This is a genomic window from Brevibacterium sp. CBA3109, assembly GCF_040256645.1.
Lineage (GTDB): Bacteria > Actinomycetota > Actinomycetes > Actinomycetales > Brevibacteriaceae > Brevibacterium > Brevibacterium koreense.
On sequence record NZ_CP158281.1, the window covers coordinates 2,830,447 to 2,848,618 of the forward strand.

12 protein-coding genes and 1 other annotated feature are annotated in these 18,172 nt (G+C 60.2%); of the genes, 5 read left to right on the forward strand and 7 right to left on the reverse strand.

Annotated features, from left to right (window positions below):
• Positions 1–125 precede the first annotated feature (125 nt).
• Positions 126–2,072, forward strand: a complete 1,947-nt coding sequence (locus AAFP32_RS12965) for a DEAD/DEAH box helicase (protein WP_350269465.1) — start codon at positions 126–128, stop codon at positions 2,070–2,072.
• An 84-nt stretch (positions 2,073–2,156) separates the two neighbouring features.
• Here AAFP32_RS12965 and AAFP32_RS12970 read toward each other — a convergent pair whose 3' ends face one another.
• The 6 genes from AAFP32_RS12970 to AAFP32_RS12995 all read right to left on the reverse strand — a co-directional run bounded on the left by AAFP32_RS12970 (position 2,157) and on the right by AAFP32_RS12995 (position 9,358).
• Positions 2,157–3,434, reverse strand: coding sequence for a C45 family peptidase (locus tag AAFP32_RS12970; RefSeq protein ID WP_350269466.1), 1,278 nt, complete (start codon positions 3,432–3,434; stop codon positions 2,157–2,159).
• A gap of 145 nt (positions 3,435–3,579) precedes the next feature.
• The gene (locus tag AAFP32_RS12975) at positions 3,580–5,346 is read right to left on the reverse strand and encodes an ABC transporter ATP-binding protein (protein ID WP_350269467.1); all 1,767 of its coding nucleotides are present in this window, start codon (positions 5,344–5,346) and stop codon (positions 3,580–3,582) included.
• Positions 5,346–6,263 (reverse strand): ABC transporter permease, encoded by a 918-nt coding sequence (locus AAFP32_RS12980; RefSeq protein ID WP_206430636.1) that lies wholly within the window; start codon positions 6,261–6,263, stop codon positions 5,346–5,348. Before AAFP32_RS12980 ends, AAFP32_RS12975 begins: the two co-directional genes overlap by 1 nt.
• The gene (locus tag AAFP32_RS12985) at positions 6,260–7,213 is read right to left on the reverse strand and encodes an ABC transporter permease (RefSeq protein ID WP_350269468.1); all 954 of its coding nucleotides are present in this window, start codon (positions 7,211–7,213) and stop codon (positions 6,260–6,262) included. The genes AAFP32_RS12980 and AAFP32_RS12985 overlap by 4 nt, the downstream gene beginning before the upstream one ends.
• 1 nt (position 7,214) lies before the next feature.
• A complete protein-coding gene (locus AAFP32_RS12990) occupies positions 7,215–8,756 on the reverse strand; it encodes an ABC transporter substrate-binding protein (protein ID WP_350269469.1) in 1,542 nt (513 codons plus the stop codon).
• Positions 8,753–9,358 (reverse strand): TetR/AcrR family transcriptional regulator, encoded by a 606-nt coding sequence (locus tag AAFP32_RS12995; protein WP_350269470.1) that lies wholly within the window; start codon positions 9,356–9,358, stop codon positions 8,753–8,755. The genes AAFP32_RS12990 and AAFP32_RS12995 overlap by 4 nt, the downstream gene beginning before the upstream one ends.
• 1,162 nt (positions 9,359–10,520) lie before the next feature.
• Between AAFP32_RS12995 and AAFP32_RS13000 the strand changes: the two genes are divergently transcribed.
• Complete coding sequence (locus AAFP32_RS13000) at positions 10,521–11,711, forward strand: stealth family protein (protein ID WP_350269471.1); 1,191 nt, start codon at positions 10,521–10,523, stop codon at positions 11,709–11,711.
• 23 nt (positions 11,712–11,734) lie between these two features.
• Here the strand turns inward: AAFP32_RS13000 and AAFP32_RS13005 are convergent, their stop codons facing one another.
• Positions 11,735–12,760, reverse strand: coding sequence for a polysaccharide pyruvyl transferase family protein (locus AAFP32_RS13005; protein ID WP_350269472.1), 1,026 nt, complete (start codon positions 12,758–12,760; stop codon positions 11,735–11,737).
• A 62-nt stretch (positions 12,761–12,822) separates the two neighbouring features.
• Here AAFP32_RS13005 and AAFP32_RS13010 point away from each other — a divergent pair, with 62 nt between their 5' ends.
• The 3 genes from AAFP32_RS13010 to AAFP32_RS13020 all read left to right on the forward strand — a co-directional run bounded on the left by AAFP32_RS13010 (position 12,823) and on the right by AAFP32_RS13020 (position 18,163).
• Positions 12,823–13,134 carry a transposase gene (locus AAFP32_RS13010; protein ID WP_350269473.1) on the forward strand — a complete coding sequence of 104 codons (312 nt, stop codon included), beginning with the start codon at positions 12,823–12,825 and terminating at the stop codon, positions 13,132–13,134.
• Positions 13,095–13,223: a sequence feature (AL1L pseudoknot), on the forward strand. Its footprint overlaps the gene before it by 40 nt.
• Entirely contained in the window at positions 13,185–14,054 is an 870-nt protein-coding gene (locus AAFP32_RS13015) for an IS3 family transposase (protein ID WP_101598918.1), read from the forward strand. (Overlaps the previous feature by 39 nt.)
• Positions 14,055–14,740: 686 nt before the next feature.
• Positions 14,741–18,163 (forward strand): CDP-glycerol glycerophosphotransferase family protein, encoded by a 3,423-nt coding sequence (locus AAFP32_RS13020; RefSeq protein ID WP_350269474.1) that lies wholly within the window; start codon positions 14,741–14,743, stop codon positions 18,161–18,163.
• Positions 18,164–18,172: the final 9 nt, after the last annotated feature.

Sequence of the window (18,172 nt, forward strand, 5' to 3'; positions counted from 1 at the left end):
AGGGAAGCCTACTTGCAGAACAGTCACACCGTGGTAAATACGAACGCCAGAATGGGCAGCTGGCCCGTCGTCGAGGCCCGAATGCCCACGCAGAACCGGCCACGTCGAACCGGCACCTCTGAGGCATGTATGCTGGTATTACCTGCGAACCCGTCCTCGGGTTCCCTGCGTCGACAGTACGCCTCGTCTCTGCGGCCGTGAATGATTTCCGGCGCATGATTCCGAAGCCGTTTCCTCTCGGCGATCGAGAGCGCCAAACGGCGTTCCCACACCTTGACCGGAAGCGGCTCCCGTCACCATTTGGTGGCATCGGTGAGTTCTCCGGCATGTCGAAGGGCTATTCCATTACTCCCCCACATGACTCCAGCACCAATCACGTCTCCTCCTCCACGAGGCAGAGACGACCATCCACGCCGAAGGCCACGAGCCCCGAGCCGAGGAATGCCGTCGCGGACAAGACAGATGCCGCTCCCGTCACCTTCACTGAGCTCGGTGTTCCCTCTGCTTTGACCGATCGCCTTCGTGCGGAGGGCAAGACCGAGGCCTTCCCCATCCAGCAGGACACTCTTCCGGACACACTTTCCGGCCGGGACGTGCTGGGCAGAGGCAAGACCGGCTCCGGCAAAACACTCGCCTTCGCCATTCCTATGGTGACGCGTCTGTCAGAGTCCGAATCGGCTGGCAGGAAGAAGGGCCGCCTTCCCCGGGGCCTCATCCTGGCACCCACACGTGAACTCGCAACTCAGATCACCAACGTGGTCGAACCTCTGGCCCAGGCCTACGGAATGTCGACCACAACCATCTTCGGCGGAGTGAAGCAGAAGCGCCAGGAGATCGCCCTCAATGCAGGCGTCGACATCGTCGTCGCCTGCCCGGGACGGTTAGAGGACCTGCTCCAGCAGGGCCTGGTCTCCCTGGACAGCATCGAAGTCACAGTCCTCGACGAGGCCGACCACATGGCTGACCTGGGCTTCCTGCCCGGTGTCACCCGCATCCTGGCACGGACTCCGGAAAACGGCCAGAGGATGTTCTTCTCCGCCACCTTGGACAACGGCGTGGACAAACTGGTGCGCCGGTTCCTCCACAACGAGGTCCACCACTCCGTGGACGATCCCAATTCGCACGTCTCAGCCATGACGCACCACGTCTTCGAGGTCGCCGATGAGGACAAGAACGATCTCATCCAGCGACTCGCCTCCGGCACCGGGCGCCGCATCCTCTTCACGCGCACCAAGCACCGAGCGAAGAAATTCGCCCGGCAGCTCACGGCTCAGGGCATTCCCGCCGTGGATCTTCACGGCAACCTGTCTCAGGGGGCACGAGATCGCAACCTCGCAGCATTCAGCGATGGGAATGTGCGTGTGCTCGTCGCCACAGACGTCGCCGCCCGCGGGGTGCACGTCGACTCCGTCGAACTTGTGGTCCACGTGGATCCGCCCACCGAGCACAAGGCCTACCTGCACCGCTCGGGCCGCACAGCACGCGCCGGCAGCTCCGGCGACGTGGTGACGATCATGCTGCCGAGCGAGAGCAAGGACACGAGGGTGCTGCTGCGCAAGGCCGCCATCAAGGTGACTCCGCAGAAGGTCACGGCCGATTCCCCCGCGGTGGCCGAACTTGTCGGCGAGATCGCTGACTACGTGGCCCCGCAGCCCAAAGAGACGACAGAGCCGGCACAGGGACAGAAACGCTCATCCTCCGGGCGACGCAGCGGAGGACGCCGGGGAGGCCGCGGCGGAGAGAACCGACGCGGTGGTGAAAGCAGCCGCGGTGGAGTCAACAGTCGCGGTGGAGAGAAGACCCGGTCCGGCCAATCAGGCAGCCGCACCGCCAGGAGCGCTCCGGGCGGTCGCTCGGCCGGGAACGGCCAAGAGGGACGCCCATCTGCGAACGGCCGAGGCGGCCGTTCAGGTGCAGGCGCTGGGGGCAACCGCCGCAGCGAAGGCACTCGCGTCAGCAGTGGCAACCGACGCGGATCCGACGGACGGGGCACGAGCGCCGAGACTCGCAATCGCCGCCGCAGCCAAGGCAGTTCGGCCGGTTCGCGTACGGTCTACTCAAGCAACAGCTGATCTGAGCGAGCTCGGCAGGCGAGGAACAGACCGCACCGACGGTTTGGCCTCGCCTGCCGGGAACTCATAGAGCCTGGGCGTGCTTCAGCGCCAACGCTGCCAGGCAGCCTGCCGGCTGACATCGGCGATCTCGGCCACTCGTGCCCAGGAATTGTGCTCGGCGAGTATCCGTGCGCTTGTGCCGAGTGCCTCTCCGACCTCGGCGGAGAGTCCGATGAGCGCCGAGAATGCGGCCGGGTCGTGCGAGTGGGCAAGATCGTGGATCGCCTGGCTTGCGGTGGCGCTGAGTTCCGCCACGGTGCCGGCGACGGCTTCGATCGGGTCGGACCCCGTGCCATCTGCGTCGGAGGCCGAGCCTTCGGGCCTGCTCACGCCGATGGGGTCCGGGGTGCCTTCGTCGAGTGCCACGATGATCATCTCCTCTGTAGAGGTGAGGCTGCGGGTCCAGCTTCGGGAGTGCCAGCGGTATTCGACCTCGCCGCGCAGGGGCCGATACACGGCAGTGTACAGGGTTCCGAATGCGTTGTCGTAGTCGTTGCTGAAGACTCCCGGACCGAGCATCGCGTCGGCCATCTCCTCGACGTCGCACCCGTCCTCTACTGCCTCGCTGAGTATATTCTTGCGCTCGACGCTGCGGAAGCGACGTGCGTGCTCGGGATATTCCGGACTGTGCCCTCGATGGTTCGTCGCGACTGGATCCTGGGTGACTTCCGGGGCCATCCCGGGACCGACGTAGGCCGTCACAGCATTCCCTTTGGTGTCGAGCAGGGTGAGGTTGTAGTACATCGAAACCGGTATGCCTTCGAGCCGACGGAGTGCTTCGGGCACGTCACCTGCGACTTCGAGGAGGAAGCGCACGACCAAGGGAGCGGCGAATCCGTCGCCGTCGCCCGGACGCCCGCCGAAGGCCAGTGAGACGGCCAAACCGTCCTCATTCATCCCGTCGAGCAGTCCCCAGAGACAGTCCGAGGTCCCGATCACCCGGCGCGAGCCGTAGCGGGTTGAACTGTGGACCTGTTCGAACAGTTCGAGCCCATAGTCGTAGTTGCGCAGAAGCGCCGGCTCCGGCGAGCGCAGAGCAACCTGGGAACAACCAGGCAGAAACTTGGGTGGGTTCCACAGGGTGAGCATTCTGGCGGCAGTCTCATCGCCATCAGCGAGTTCGACCAGCCGCCGCCAGGTGGGGACGAGCTCGGGCATGTAGTGGCACAGCTTGCCCTCCGCGGTCGCAAGGTCCGGACGGGCCCAATCACCGTCGCGCAGATACCACGCGCGGTAGCCCGGCCAAACGGTGTCGAACAGTTCCTTCCAACGAGTCGAGGGACGGTCTTCAGTGATTGCGTAGAAATTGAATGAAGTCATGCGTCAAGGTTACGTTGACACTTTTTCATTTGTCAATGAAAACTTGACACGGACCTCGGTGCGCTTGGGCGCCAGGGCGCCAGTCCGGCTACGTCGAGTTGCTCTTGAGCCGGTTCGACGCTCGACGAGAACGAACGATCCGTCCTCAGAACTTCGGCACGTCCGCGATCAGCGTGCGCGTGTACTCGTGCTGCGGGTTCTCCAAAACCTGGGCAGTCGGCCCGTAGTCGACGATCTTGCCCTTGTTGAGCACAGCGAGGTTGTCCGCGATATGGCGTGAGAGCGCAATGTTGTGGGTGACGAACAGCATTGCCAACTGATGTTCCTTTCGCAGCGCGCGCAGCAACCCGATGATCGAGGCCTGCACACTCACGTCGAGCGCTGAGGTGATCTCATCGCAGACCAGCACCGAGGGCTCGTTGACCAATGCTCTGGCGATCGCGGCCCTCTGCCGCTCACCACCGGAGAGGTCACCGGGCCGACGGTGATAGAAGCTGCGGCCCAGACGCACAGAGTCCAAAGCTTCTTCAACCTTCGCCTTCCGGCTCGCAGCGGTGCCCTCGCCGCTCATCTCCAGGGGAACGGTCAGCGACTGACCGATCGACCGCCGGGGGTTGAGCGAGGAGAACGGGGACTGGAACACGTACTGAATGCCGACTCGCTGCCCATTCGTCCGCTTCCGCGTCGACTTGGCCAGCTCCGTGCCGCGCAGTGCCACGACACCGGAGTAGTCGTCGTTGAGGCCGGCCACGCACCGGGACAGCGTCGTCTTGCCCGATCCCGATTCGCCCAGCAGCAGCGTGCAGTCGCCTGGTTCCAGGGTGAGGTTGATGCCGTCGAGGATCTGCGCCTTCCCGTAGGCCAGTGCGACATCCGTGACCTGCAGCAACGGTGCAGTCGCCGAGGTGGCTGAATCGTGTGCTGAATCTGCCGGACCCTGCGCTGCCGCAGATTCGGTCGACCCCTCAGGCTGTGACTCCCCTGCCGATACGAGAATGTGTGTGGCTTTGGGTTCGGGTATTGGCTCTGCCACCGCACCTTCGCCGATGGTCTTGCGACCAGCGAGGTCCGGGACGGCGGACATGAGCAGCTTCGTGTACTCGTGCTGAGGGTCCTGGAGCACAGCGGCCACCGGGCCCTCTTCGACCAGGTCGCCGCGCAGCATCACGGCCACCCTGTCGGAGATGTCCTTGATCACCGCGAGATCGTGGGTGATGTAGAGACCGGCGACGTTGTTCGCGACCGTCATCTGCCGGATGGTGTCGAGGACGACCGCCTGGGTGGACACGTCGAGGCCGGTGGTGGGTTCGTCGAGGATGAGCACATCCGGGTACATCGCAAAGGCCATGGCGATGCCGATGCGCTGCTGCTGACCGCCGGAGAGCTGATGCGGCCAGCGTTTCTGGTAGGTCTTGTCACCGGGCAGGCCGACGTCGACGAGCACCGCTGCCACACGTTCGACGCGTTCGGCATCGGAGCTGCCGAAGCCGTGGATGTCGAGGACCTCGCTGATCTGCTCGCCCACCCGCATCGCCGGGTTGAGCGAGAGCGCAGGGTCCTGGGGAATGTAGGCGATCCGGGATCCCCGCAGGTCGCGAACGGCCGTCTCGTCGAGTTCGACCACCTCGACGGCGGTGTCAGCACCACGCGGCCACAGGCTCACAGATCCTGACGCGAACTTCAGTCCTTCCCGGAAGTGGCCCATGCAGGCCAGGCCTGCCGTGGTCTTACCCGAACCCGACTCCCCCACGAGTCCGAGGATCTCACCTCGGCTCAGGGCGAAGTTCACTCTGTGGAGGATCTCATGGCCAGCGTTCGTGGCGATGCGCAGGTCGCTGACCCGCAGCACGATCGACTCGTAGGGGACACCGTGGGCATCATGGTGGTAGGCGTTGTCGTTCGGCGTGGTCATCATGCCTCCACTGAAGTCGATGCGGTGGCCCTGGCGAAGGAGTCCGCAAGCAGGTTGGTTCCGATGGTGAGCAGTGCAATGGTGATCACCGGCAGCAGCACACCCCAGGGTTGGATGCTCAACGCGATCCGGTTCTCATTGATCATCAGGCCCCAGTCAGCCGCGGGCGGCTGCAGGCCGAGTCCCAGGAACGACAGTGAGGCGATGTAGCCGATCGAGTAGGTCAGACGCAGTCCCGCCTCGACGCTCAGCGGACCGGTGATATTGGGCAGCAGCTCCCGAGCAAGGACCTTCCACCGCGGCATCGCATACATCTCCGCGGCGAGGATGTAGTCCTCGGTGATGACACCCAGGGTCGCCGACCGGGCGACTCGTGCGATGCGCGGGGCGTGGGTGATGCCGATGACGGTCACGAGTACCCACCCCTGCGGTCCCAGCACTGTGATCGCCAGCAGCGCGAACACCAGCTGCGGGATGGCCAGAAGCACATCGTTGAGGCGCATGATGATCGCGTCGAAGGTTCCACCGACATAGGCGGCGAGCATCCCGACGATCGCGCCCACGATCATGCCCAGGGCTGTGGCCAGCACCGAGTACACGACGAGCGTGAGGCCACCGGCCAGGAATCGGGAGAGCACATCGCGGCCCAGGTTGTCGGAGCCGAAGAGCCCGTAGGCGCTGAATGGCTTCGCGACGAACTCGGTCGCGGTGTTGCCGGTTGCCCAGGGCAGCAGCAGGGGTCCGCAGAAGGCCAGCAGCAGCACGATGATCGTGATCGTCAGCCCGATCTTGCCCTGTTTCTGCGCGAGCACACGTTTGACGAACGGGGTGTACGTGGTCTGCGACTCCTGTGGGATCTCTCCCCCGTCGACAGCGGTGGATTTGAGGTCGTCGAGTCTGTTCGCGTCCGTGCTCATGCTGCACTCCTCAGCTTCGGGTTGGTGAGGATGCCGACGACATCGGCCGCCAAGTTCACCACGACGTAGACAGCGGCGACGAGCATGGAGATCGCCTGCACGACCTGCACGTCCCGGTAGGTCACCGCATCGATGAGGGCTTGGCCCAGACCGGGATAGCGGAACAGGAACTCGACGACGACCACGCCGCCGGCCAACCAGGCCAACTGGATCGCCACGACCTGAGCAACTGGACCCAGAGCGTGTGGCACCGCGTGGCGGAAGATCACCCGGGTCTCGGGAACACCTTTGAGTCGGGCCATCTCGACAAAGCCGGAGTCGAGGACTTCGATCATCGTGGCCCGCATCATCCGCACAATGTAGGGGGTGACGACGAGGACGAGGGTGAGAATCGGCAGGATGAGCTGCTCAGGCCTCTTCCACACAGGGTCTCCCGGCGGCGCCAGGGTCACTGCGGGCAGGATCTGGAACACCGAGGTGGCGAAGATGGCGATGAGCGCGATGCCGATGACGAACTCGGGCATCGCCGCCAGGACGAGGGTGAATCCGGTCATCGTCTGGTCGCGCCTGCCGCCGCGGTGCAGTGCAGAGTAGACGCCGAGGCCGATGCCCAGCGGCACAGAGATGAGTGCTGCTACACCCATAAGGATGAAGGAGGCCCAGACCCGGTCACCGAGGAGTGCCGCAACGGAAGTGCCGCTGGCCGTCGAGGTGCCGAAGTCGCCGACGAAGAGCCCTCCCAGCCACGTGAAGTAGCGCTGCCAGGCGGGCTGATTGAGACCCAGCTGCTCATTGAGTGCCGCGATGCGCTCCGGGGTGGCCTGCTGGCCGAGGATGGCACGTGCAGCGTCTCCGGGCAGAAGGAGGGTGGCGCCGAAGACGAGGAGTGAAACGGCGAGGAGGATGAAGGCTGAGAAGATCAGCCTGCGCCCGATGACTTTTCCGAACATGTCAGACCTTTCCAATCCATACGCGGTCGAATCGCCATCCGCTCAGCGGCCGGCCCGTGGAGTTCTTGACCAGACCGCCCACGTACTTCTGGAAGGCGTCGACCTGGTTGGCGAACCCCCAGACGATGTAGCCGCCCTCGTCGTAGAGCATCTTCTGCAGCTCATGTTCGAGGTCACGTCTCTTAGCCGGTGAGGGGATGGCCCGCGCCTTGTCGAAGACCTTGTTGAATGCCGGGTCGTCCCAATGGGTTTCGTTGAACGGCGATTCGGAGATACAGGAGGAGATCACCTGCGGCATGAAGTCACGGGTGTACCAGAAGTCCTGTGCGAAATCCCATTTGAGGTATTCGTCTCCGAAGAACGTCGTGGAGTCGACCCGTCGGATCTTCACTCGAATTCCGGCCTCGGCGGCCTGCTGGGCGAAGACCTGCGCGGATTCGACGGCACCGGACTGAATGGGCGCGGTGACCAACTCGACGTCGATGCCGTCGGGGTATCCCGCCTCGGCGAGGAGCTTCTTGGCCTTGTCGATGTCCTGCTTGCGCTGTGGGAAGTCGGGGTAGTTCTCGCTCAGCGGACCGAACATGTCGTTGCCGACGGTGCCGAATCCGGAGAGGACCTGCTCGATCATCTGCTCGCGGTCCACGACGAGTCGGAATGCCTGTCGCACCTTCACATCGTCGAAGGGCTTCTTGTCCACGCGCATTGTGAAGGGCAGCCACATGCCGGTTTCAGAGTTGAGAATCGCCATCCGCTCATCGGCGGCGATGACCTCGACCAGCGCGAGGGGAATGCCGGCGATCGCGTCGACCTGCGTCGACAGCAGAGCGTTGATGAGGGCATCCGAGTCGTTGAAGTTCAGCAGCTGAACCTCGTCGAGGTAGGACTTGTCGAAGTAGTATTCGTTGGGCTCCAACACCGTTGACTGGGCTGGGGTGAAGGACTTGAGTTTGAACGGGCCCGAACATACCGGATTCTCGGGGTCGTAGTCGGCTGGGACGATTCCGGCGGTGTATTCGGCCACGGCATCGTTGAACAGGCCATTGGGTTCGGACAGCCGGAACTCCATGGACCTCTTGCCCGTGGGCACGACCTTGTCAAGCATGGTGAAGTTCGCGGCAGCGGTCTTCGGATCGTCGGGGTCGGTGATGCGCTCGAAGGAGAACTTCACGTCCTCCGGTGTGATGTCTCTGCCGTCGGAGAACTTCACGCCCTCCTTCAGGGTGCAGGTCCACACGGTCGCGTCGGCATTGGACTCAAACGACTCGGCGAGCAGCGGCACGACCTTTGAGTCATCGTCCCAGCCGTAGAGTGCGTTGTAGAGATTCACTGACCGGCATACGTCGCCGTTGTTGACGGGAATGTGGGCGTCGACGGTATCGGCCGCGTTGCCGCCCGTGATCCCCACACGCAGGCTTCCGCCCTTGACCGGGTCACCCGCGTCTATGGCAGTCACAGCGCCTCCACCACAGGCGCTCAGGCCCGCGATTGCGGAGATCGACAGTCCAGCCCCCAGCGCTTGTCTTCGATTCGGTGTGTTCATGTGCCTTCTTCCTGCGGGTGCGTACTGGTGAGGATATGGGCGCCGAGGTACTCCTCAAGCATGCTCAGAGCCTCCTCGTCGGTGACGGTCATCTGCTGGGTGCTGCGGGCGACACCGAGACCGTCAATGAAGATGCTCAGGGCCTTGACCATGAGCACGGTATTGCCGGTGCGAATGGTTCCCGCGCGCTGACCGGCGAGGATGACACCGGTGATCATGTCAAGCCATTCGGTGTAGACGGCGGTGAGGTTGAGCCGGGCGTGCTCATCAGCGGCGGCGTGGGCCCAGCTTTGGATCCAGATCGACCACACTCGCCGGACCTTGACGTCGACGCCGGCGTGGATACGGGCGAAGTGCCGCAATGTGGCGACGGGATCGGCGGTTTCCGTGAGGTCTCGGGCGCTGGCGATGATGTCGAGTGAGTACCGCAGCGCTGCCTGCAGCAGCTGGGTCTTCGTCCGGAAATGATAGTTGATCGCCGAGGCGCTGAGACCGCATGCGTTCGCGACGTCTTCGGTGCGCACGTTGTCGATGCCCAGATCGGCGTAGAGCTCCCACGCAGCGGCGATGATCTTCTGACGGTTGCGTGTGCCCTTCGACATCCAAGCGCCGGTGCCAGCCGCCGCCGGATCTGGCAACGAACTTGAGTGATCCAACGTCGCGACACCCCCGCCAGCCTTCACCCGTTCAAGCGATCCCAACTGACTCACAGCTGGCACTCCCCCAGGCTCAAGTTGGAAGTGTTCAACAGCCCGTCGCCGAGGTGGTCCGGACGGCCGTCCTGTTGTGAGCCAGTCTGTGCTGACGTTGGTCAGGGAGGCGATCCCTGAGATCTCCTCAACCCGGAAGTTCCGTATTCCAGCCAAAGATTTGGAGAGTTTGCTCGGTTCGATACCGATGCTTCGAGCAACTTCACTGTGATTGATCCCGGCGGTTTTGATCGCGTCACGAACACGACTCACCAGAGAATCCTGGCTGCTGCCTGCACCTTCGCTCGTCTTGACCACTTCTACATTCTGCACAAGTGTTGCGATTTTGGCAGTAGTTACTAGGTGGTTTGTTAGTTTTTCGTGACCTGGTGGCTAGCCGACCTCCACTGCGGGCGTCGTTTTCGCCGGCATCGGCACTGAGGTTCGTCGGTGCGTTGATATGGATCAAAACGACATTAGCGATAGAGTTCTATTTCGAAGTAGTTTGGCGAAACTTCTCGATGAAGATCTTCCACGCCATCTAGGTCCGCGACAGATACGAGGAGGCGCTGCGACCGTGCGGTCACTGCCATCGACGATGCGTTCCCAATTGGTCAAATCACTGACCCCCGAACGCAAAGCATGGGCCTCAAAATTGCGCCATGGTGAACATTCCTGGCAACGATTCGACACTGCTAGCCGCTGTAGCCCTACAATCAGAAGAGCCGGCTATGACGCGCGAGCAGAGCAAGAGGCGTCCCTCACCGAGGTGCGCCGTTTGCTGCACGCAGCTGACATCGAGTTCGTCGAACTGCCTAGTCTGAGCGTTTTCATGCCCGTCCTGGTCCTCAATGCCAGGGAGACGAAGAACCTACTCTCATCGGTAATACACACCTTGGCCCAGGCACGTGGACGCGGCGGAAAAACCCGAACTGCACACCTCGCAGACGAAACCTGGTCTGTGCGCTTCTACGATGTCCGCGGCGCCGAGATGAGTCGCCGAGGCGCCCATCGACGACCGTCAAAGGTCGGCCGAGTCGACTGCTTGAGACGAATTGTCGCACCGAACGGAAGAGTGCTGAGCACTCCCAACCAGACATTGTCCATCGAACTGTGGGAAGAGCTAGGTTCCAACGTCCAACGCGTCGATGGCGGTCTTCATTTGCCCGGAACCCTGCGCCGTCGAAATTCTGATCACGGCCTGGCCGTCGATTATATGGAGCCAAATACGTGGGACAGCGCGCTGAGGAACAGTTCTCGCCTTGCCCTTCCTGCACCTCACCTGCGAGAGCTGCAGGAACCAATCGACATCGTCTATACGTGGGTCGACGGTTCCGACCCAAAGTGGCGAGCACGAATGAACAATACTCGTGACAAAGTCGACCAAGGAACCACCGAGCCCAGCTCGGTCTCGGAATCCCGATTCACTTCGCGCGAAGAACTAAAATTTTCGCTGCGCTCCCTCGAATACTATGCATCGTGGGTTCGGCGAATCTTCATTGTGACCGATCAGCAGATTCCCGAGTGGCTGAACACAGATCACCCAAAGATCACCGTGGTCGATCACCGCGACATCTTCTCGGACACCGGGGTGCTACCCGTCTTCAACTCGCACGCCATCGAATCTCAACTGCACCATATTCCCGGGCTAGCGGAGCACTATCTCTATCTCAATGACGATTGTTTCTTCCTCAGACCCACTAGGCCTGAGCTGTTCTTCACAGCGAATGGCCTTTCAAAGCACTTTCGATCGATCGTGCCTATCGATGTCGAGGGTTGGGGCCCGCGGGATCTTCCGATCATCTCCGCGGCCAAGCAAGGGAGACATCATCTTCTCAGTAGGTACGGCCGCACGGTCACCCACCGGTTCAAGCACACTCCTCACTCCCAACTTCGCTCCGTGCTCGAGACAATGGAGTCCGAGGAGCCAGAGCTTTTCGCACGGGTCGCAGCTTCACCGTTCCGCTCGCCGGAGGATGTGTCCATCCCTTCCTCACTCCATCACTTCGATGCTTTTGCAAGGGGACAATCAGTCGAAGGACAGATCGGCTATCAGTTCGTCGACCTCAGTGCAGCTGATTTGGAACTACGATTGCTCCGGGTAGCGCGTCGCACCGATTTGGATGTGTTCTGCCTTAACGAGACCACGCTCAGGGAGGAATCGGAAGAGTCGGTAGATCACCTAGTGGCCCGCTTCTTCAACGCCCGCTTCCCTGTGCCATCCAGTTTCGAGGTGGGCTTTCGCTCGTCGAAATCACCGCATTAGGCTGTCCCGAGCGGTGAAGGGAATCACTCGCTCCTTCGGCTGCGGAGCATCTTCTTCAGTCCCAGTGGGACCTTCATCATCTTGTCGACTCGCCTGTCAGCACGATCCGCGGTGACCCGGACGGACTTCACTGAACTTTGCGTTCTCCCGAGTGCGGCTTCCGCCTTGTCCAAACGACTTTCGACTTCGCGTAGCTTGTTCTCGGGTAGTTTTGCAGCACCATTTGCCTTGATCGCCTTCTGTGCCTTCTTGAGAGCGAGGTAGCGATCCTGGAGCTTCGAGGCCATACGGACATATTCGGGCGGCACATCGTGCCACAGACTTGTCTGCGGGTCCGGGTAGTTGGTCGACGCCAAACGATCCTCGTAATCTGCCAACGCGCGTTCTTGTCCGGGATCGTAAATGTGCGTGAAGCCGTTATCGTGAATGAAATCGCTGAGGCGGTCGAAGCGTTCGGAATGTCCACGATTGAACTCGGTGTAATCTGCTCGCGAATAAAGTTCGGCAACAGTTCTCGGGCATTCCTCAACTGTGAGGTCGATAGTTGGTACCCCGTGATATCGCGACAGTTCGAGCGTTCGCCCGTCATGGGCCAATACGAGTCCCGGCGTGCCGGCAAGGATCGCCGCTACATTGCCGTGAATGCGCGGGCCGAAAGAGAAGCTCATGTCTCTCATGCGCTGAATCCACACCGGCGCATCTAGTTGAAACTGCGCCTTCGCCTCGCTGAACTGTGAGTGACTGCGTGAGAGCGGCAACCGTTCGTCGTGGCCGCTGTAGGGAGTCGTCCCCCACAACATCATTTCCAAGGTGGCAAGGTCCTGTGGCATGTACGTCGCATCGAAATTAGCTTCAGCATCAGTGATGAGGTCGATGCCAAACGGATTGTTTGTCTGCAGGTTGTAGGCAATTGATGAGCCTGGGGTGAGCGCGTCGGCTCTATCGACGCGATGTCCTCGCCCATTCATCGTCATCGACGGGCATCCCACCACGATCACATCCTTAAAGCCGAGAGAGGTCAGATACTCAGCAGTTAGTTCGCCTCTCACGGTCAGTGTGGATCGCCCCGGGGATAATAGAGGCAGGGAGATTGGAAGAAGGAGATTCTCTCATGCCAGTGAAATACACCGATGAGCTCAAAGCTCGTGCCGTCGAGCTCGTCATGCATGCCCAGGCCGATCCTGAGACCGCGAGCAGGGCAATCACCCGCATCGCGAACGAACTCGGCCTGAGCAAAGAAACCCTGCGAGTCTGGGTGCGTAAGCACAAAGACTCTGGCAACGCTACACCGACGGAGTCGGTCGACCTTGAGGCCGAAAACCGTCGACTGCGCGCCGAGTTGACCGAAGCGAAACGGGCAAACGAGATACTTCGCCGGGCGTCGGCTTTCTTCGCGGCGGAGCTCGACCGCCCATCCAAGTAATCGTCGATTTCATCGACAACAACCGCGACGAGTTCGGAGTCGAGCCAATCGTGCGCGCCCTTTCAGGGACTGCTGCACGGATTGCTGTGAGCTCGTATTACGCGTACAAATTACGCCAGCCTTCAGCCCGTGCTGTCCGGGACCGGGAGCTCAAGACCGCCATCCGGGACGTCTACGAGGCGAACTATTCCTGTTACGGGGTGCGGAAGATGTGGAAGGCGATCAACCGCGAGTATGCGGACCGGTTCGGGAATATCGCTCGGTGCACGGTCGAGCGGTTGATGCGCCAGCTGGGCATTGACGGGGTTCGTCGTCGGCGGAAGCGTCCGAAGACGGCCTCGGCCAGGGCCGAGGAGTGCCCGGAGGATCTCGTCGAACGTGAGTTCACAGCTGAGGGTCCGAACTGTCTCTGGGTCGCCGACATCACCTATATTCCGACCCAGGCTGGGTGGGTATACACAACGTTCATTCTCGACGTCTTCCACCGCGAGATCGTGGGTTGGCAGGTGACGAATCATATGCGTGAGTCGCTGGCCAGGGACGCGTTGACGATGGCTCTGGCAGCGAAGTTCCGGGCCGGCGAAGACGTGTCCGGGCTTGTCCACCACTCGGATCGCGGAGTCCAATTCAGGTCGATTCGCTATGGCGAGACTCTGGCAGAATCCGAGATCGTGGCGTCGGTGGGGTCACGCGGGGACTCATACGATAATGCCATGGCTGAAGCACTGAATTCAGTCTACAAAGCGGAACTGATCGACCGTCGCGAATGGTCGGGGTTGATCGAGGTGATGGCAGCGACATCGAAATGGATCGGGTGGTACAACCGGCAACGACTGCATTCGGCGATCGGATATCGACCTCCGTTCGAGGTCCAAGCTGAATGGACCAACCAGGGTGCGACCGCGAGCGTAGCTGCATAGAAAACCAGGAAAAACAGCCTCTATGAAACCCGGTGCTTGACAGTGCGCTGGACTTCTCCAGAACCGCCTTTGCGAATCGTCTCACCGTCGGTTCCATCTTCTTCAGACCCGCCGGATTACCGTCCAACGGCAGTTGCGCACCACCCGAGAGCATGAGGAATGGAATCTTCAGGTTTTCGACGAACTCTGTGGTACGAGCGAGTTCTGCTTCGAACCCCGGCCGAAAGGCATTGGCCAAAGGAAGAATGAACCCGTCATACTCATCGTTGACCTTCGGCGCCATCGATTTGTTGATTTGGTAACGGTTCGCGTCGACCACCGTGTCAGCCGCAGAAAAGAGCTTATGAGAGGCAGTGCCGAAGATCAGGTTACCGTTGTTCCGACCAATCGTGTTGCGATCGAGAGTATCGAAACCGTCGTAAGGCTCAAACGGTGTTTTACCAAGCCTCATCAAATACCGCTTGCCCATTTGTTCGTCACCATTCATCGTATTTTTCGGGGATCGCTGCACGATCTTGCCCACCTTAGCCCATGCCGAAGTCGCGTGGCCACGGTCGAGGCACCTCAGCAATGACCTTACTATCTTGCCAGACTGCGGCAACGCCTCCTTCTGGAGCTCAATATGTAGTCATAGACTTAGCTCATTGAGGTCTACAACCAGACGACGACACATTGGAGGAACCCCCTTGGAGATTCGGAATCTCATCACCCGCAGCGCAATCAGCGCCATGGGCAGTGCGCGGAAGACGATAAGGAAGACCACCAGAGATGCGTCGCGTCGTTCGCAGACCTCTCCTCCGCGGTCCTCTCGTTTGACGTCGCTCAAGATTCATCACGCTCAGAACCTTCTCCATCTCGATCTCACGCTGGCCTCCGACGTTATCCCCACCGGGCTCTGGACTGAGCACGAAGGTGACCTGCATCGTCTCGGCTCACTCGAGATATCCGAATCTCGGGACGCTGGTTCAGAGTCTGACTTGGTTTGTTCGATCAGCGTCAACCTCGACACTGTCATCGAACACCTCGCGGACTGGACCTCGATTCCGCCTGCTGAAGCAAATGATGCGAACGACACCGAAGGGATCGTACTCCGCCTGTATCTCGAATTCGACGGTCTCGACGCGGAACCCCTCCCCGGCTCCCGTCTCGAAACAACCCACAACGGCATGCCGGTGGCATTAGTCCGACTCGGTCGTGCCAAACATACGCAAACGTCTAATTTCACCTACCGTCAAGTGAAAGACCACTTCTACTATCCCCTGATCAACCGCAATGGTCATCTGGCCATCGAAGTGGATCGCCTTCACCGGCCATATGCCCAGGTCCGCAACGACAGTCTGACCATCGAGAATGGCAAGCTCAATATCCAGGGAAGAATCAGCGCACGAGGCACCGCATATGTGAGAGCCAAACTCGTAGTGCGTGGCAGAACCTCCGGGTTCCGAGCAACTGCCGAGGTCGACCTCAAGCTCAACGAAGAGCTCTCATCGAAACGGTTTGGACTCAACCACTATGTCTTTGCGTCAGAACTCGATTTCAACGAACTTGGCGATGAGATCAGCAATGACAACGCGGACTTGTATTTGGATCTGGATCCCGTGCTGGCAGACCAGCCTAAGCGCGCGCGAATCGGGAAAACCCGATACCTCGTTCGCGTCGGCACGACTGGCAGCACAGTGTCGTCTGGAGACCGGACCGTCTCACTTGTCCCCTACTACACATTCAAGGCAAAGTATCCCTCTCTGCACTTAGAAGTCTTCCGCACAGCGGATTACGAATACATGCAGACTCTGGTGTCGAACCGACATTTCTGGAAACCGCCCCGCGCCTCGGAGCGTCGTCCTGTATGGTTGATCGGCGAACTGCCCTATAAGGCGCAGGACAATGGACTCCAATTCTTCAAGTTCATGCGTGACGAACATCCCGAAATCGACGCTTACTATGTCATCGAACCGAACTCGCCCGAGAGATCTAATCTCAACGGCTACGACCACGTCATAGACTTCCGATCGCATGACCACGTCCAGGTGGCGCTTGCAGCTGACAAGATCATCGGAACCCACCACCCGGATTTCCTCTACCCCACACGGGAGCCGCGCTTCCAAAAGGCTCTGCACGCCGAATCAGTCTTCCTCCAGCATGGTGTCACTGCCGCCAAATGGATGGTGCCCAATTACGGCAAGTTCATTAGTGGGTTCGACGTGGACCTCATCACCGTCTCCTCTGAACGCGAGAAAGAGTTCTTCGTCAAGGACTTTGGTTATCCCCCCGAACAGGTAGCAGTGACGGGCTTCGCCCGATTCGACGCTCTTCTTGCCGACGATGTCGACGTCCGTCCGGGCCAACTTATGATCATGCCTACGTGGCGACCGTGGTTGCAAGATCCCGACTACTTCGCTGAATCGGAGTATTTTCAGCACTGGAATTCACTTCTCACCAGTGATCGATTGCAATCACTGATGGAGAAATACCAACTTGAGCCGATCTTCTGCCTTCACCCTAATATGCAGCAGTACAGTTCACACTTCCGCGATGCCGGCATTCGCGTGGTCGTCCAGGGCGAAACCGATGTCCAGTTGCTTCTCAAACAGAGCTCGATGCTCATAACCGACTACTCGAGCGTTGCTTTCGATTTTGCGTTCCTACACAAACCCGTTGCCTACTATCAGTTCGATACTCGTCGATTTGCTCAGCCACACGCCGATCCGGAAAAGGAATTTCCTGGACCTGTCGTCGCGGATGAAGACCAGCTTCTGGACGCCATCGAAACTGCATATGCCGCGGGAGGAGTAATGGATCAGAAATATCTGGCTCGTGCCGACCACTTCCTCGCTCATCGTGACACAGACAGTCGTGAACGCATCTACCAAGCAATTCAAAACGCAGTCAGACCTCGCCCTACTGCGACGGACCTGGTCCAGAGCGAGCCAGCCCAGGCCGCATACAGACTCGCGCGGCGGAATAGATATTATCTTCCCGTGATGAAGAGGCTGTACAAGCTGATGCGATGGGCTCCCCTCGATTCCGGAACAGTCGTCTTCGAAACAGGACAGGGGAAGCAATACGCCGACAGCCCTCGGGCAATTCACGAGGAGCTGGTCCGGCGTGGGGATACTCGGCGAAAGGTGTGGATCTATCACAAGCGACTTCCTGTGACGGACAAGTACACCACCGTTGTCAAACGACATTCGCCAGCGTTCTTTTGGTACCTCGCGACGGCGAAATACTGGATCAACAATCATAATTTCCCCAATTACATCCACCGTCGTCAACAGGGCCTGTATATCCAGACGTGGCATGGGACACCGCTCAAGCGCATGTTCCTCGATCAAGACAACTTCTACGGACGCGATCCGGGCTACATCGACCGGGTCAAGGAGGCTTCGGCCCAATGGAATGCGTTGATTTCTCCTTCGCCGTACGCGACGGAAGCGATGAAATCGTCCTACGCTTATACGGGACCGGTTTATGAGCTGGGCTACCCGCGAAACGACGAGCTACGCGGCCCGAACACACAAAAGATTCGCGACGATCTTCGGCACCGGCTCTCGATTCCGCGTGATCAGACGGTCGTGCTCTATGCCCCGACCTTCCGCGACGATCAGCCGACAACCAAGGGAAGATTCGCCTTCGACTGGCCATTCGATCCTGAAGAATTCGTCCAACGTTTCGGCGACGACGTCACACTTCTGTTGCGTACTCACTTCCTAGTCAACACCAAGCTCGACATCCCGGAAGCTCTCAAAGCAAACATCATCGATGTCAGCGGACTTCCAGACATCAATGAACTCTTCTTGGCCAGCGACATGCTCGTCACAGATTACTCATCGTCATTCTTCGACTACTCGGTCCTTGAACGACCAATCATCTTTTTCGCATATGATCTGGAGAACTACCGCGACAATCTTCGCGGTTTCTACCTCAACTACGAAACGGATCTTCCCGGACCAGTGACGACAACCTCGGACGAGCTCTTCGCCGAAATCGACAAAGCGACCTCGGCTACGGACGCAGACCGGGAACGCCTCAGATTGTTCGCACGGTTATACGCTCCCAATGATGACGGTCAGGCAGCGGCCCGAGTCATCGACAGACTGCTCGCAGACTAATCATGCCGC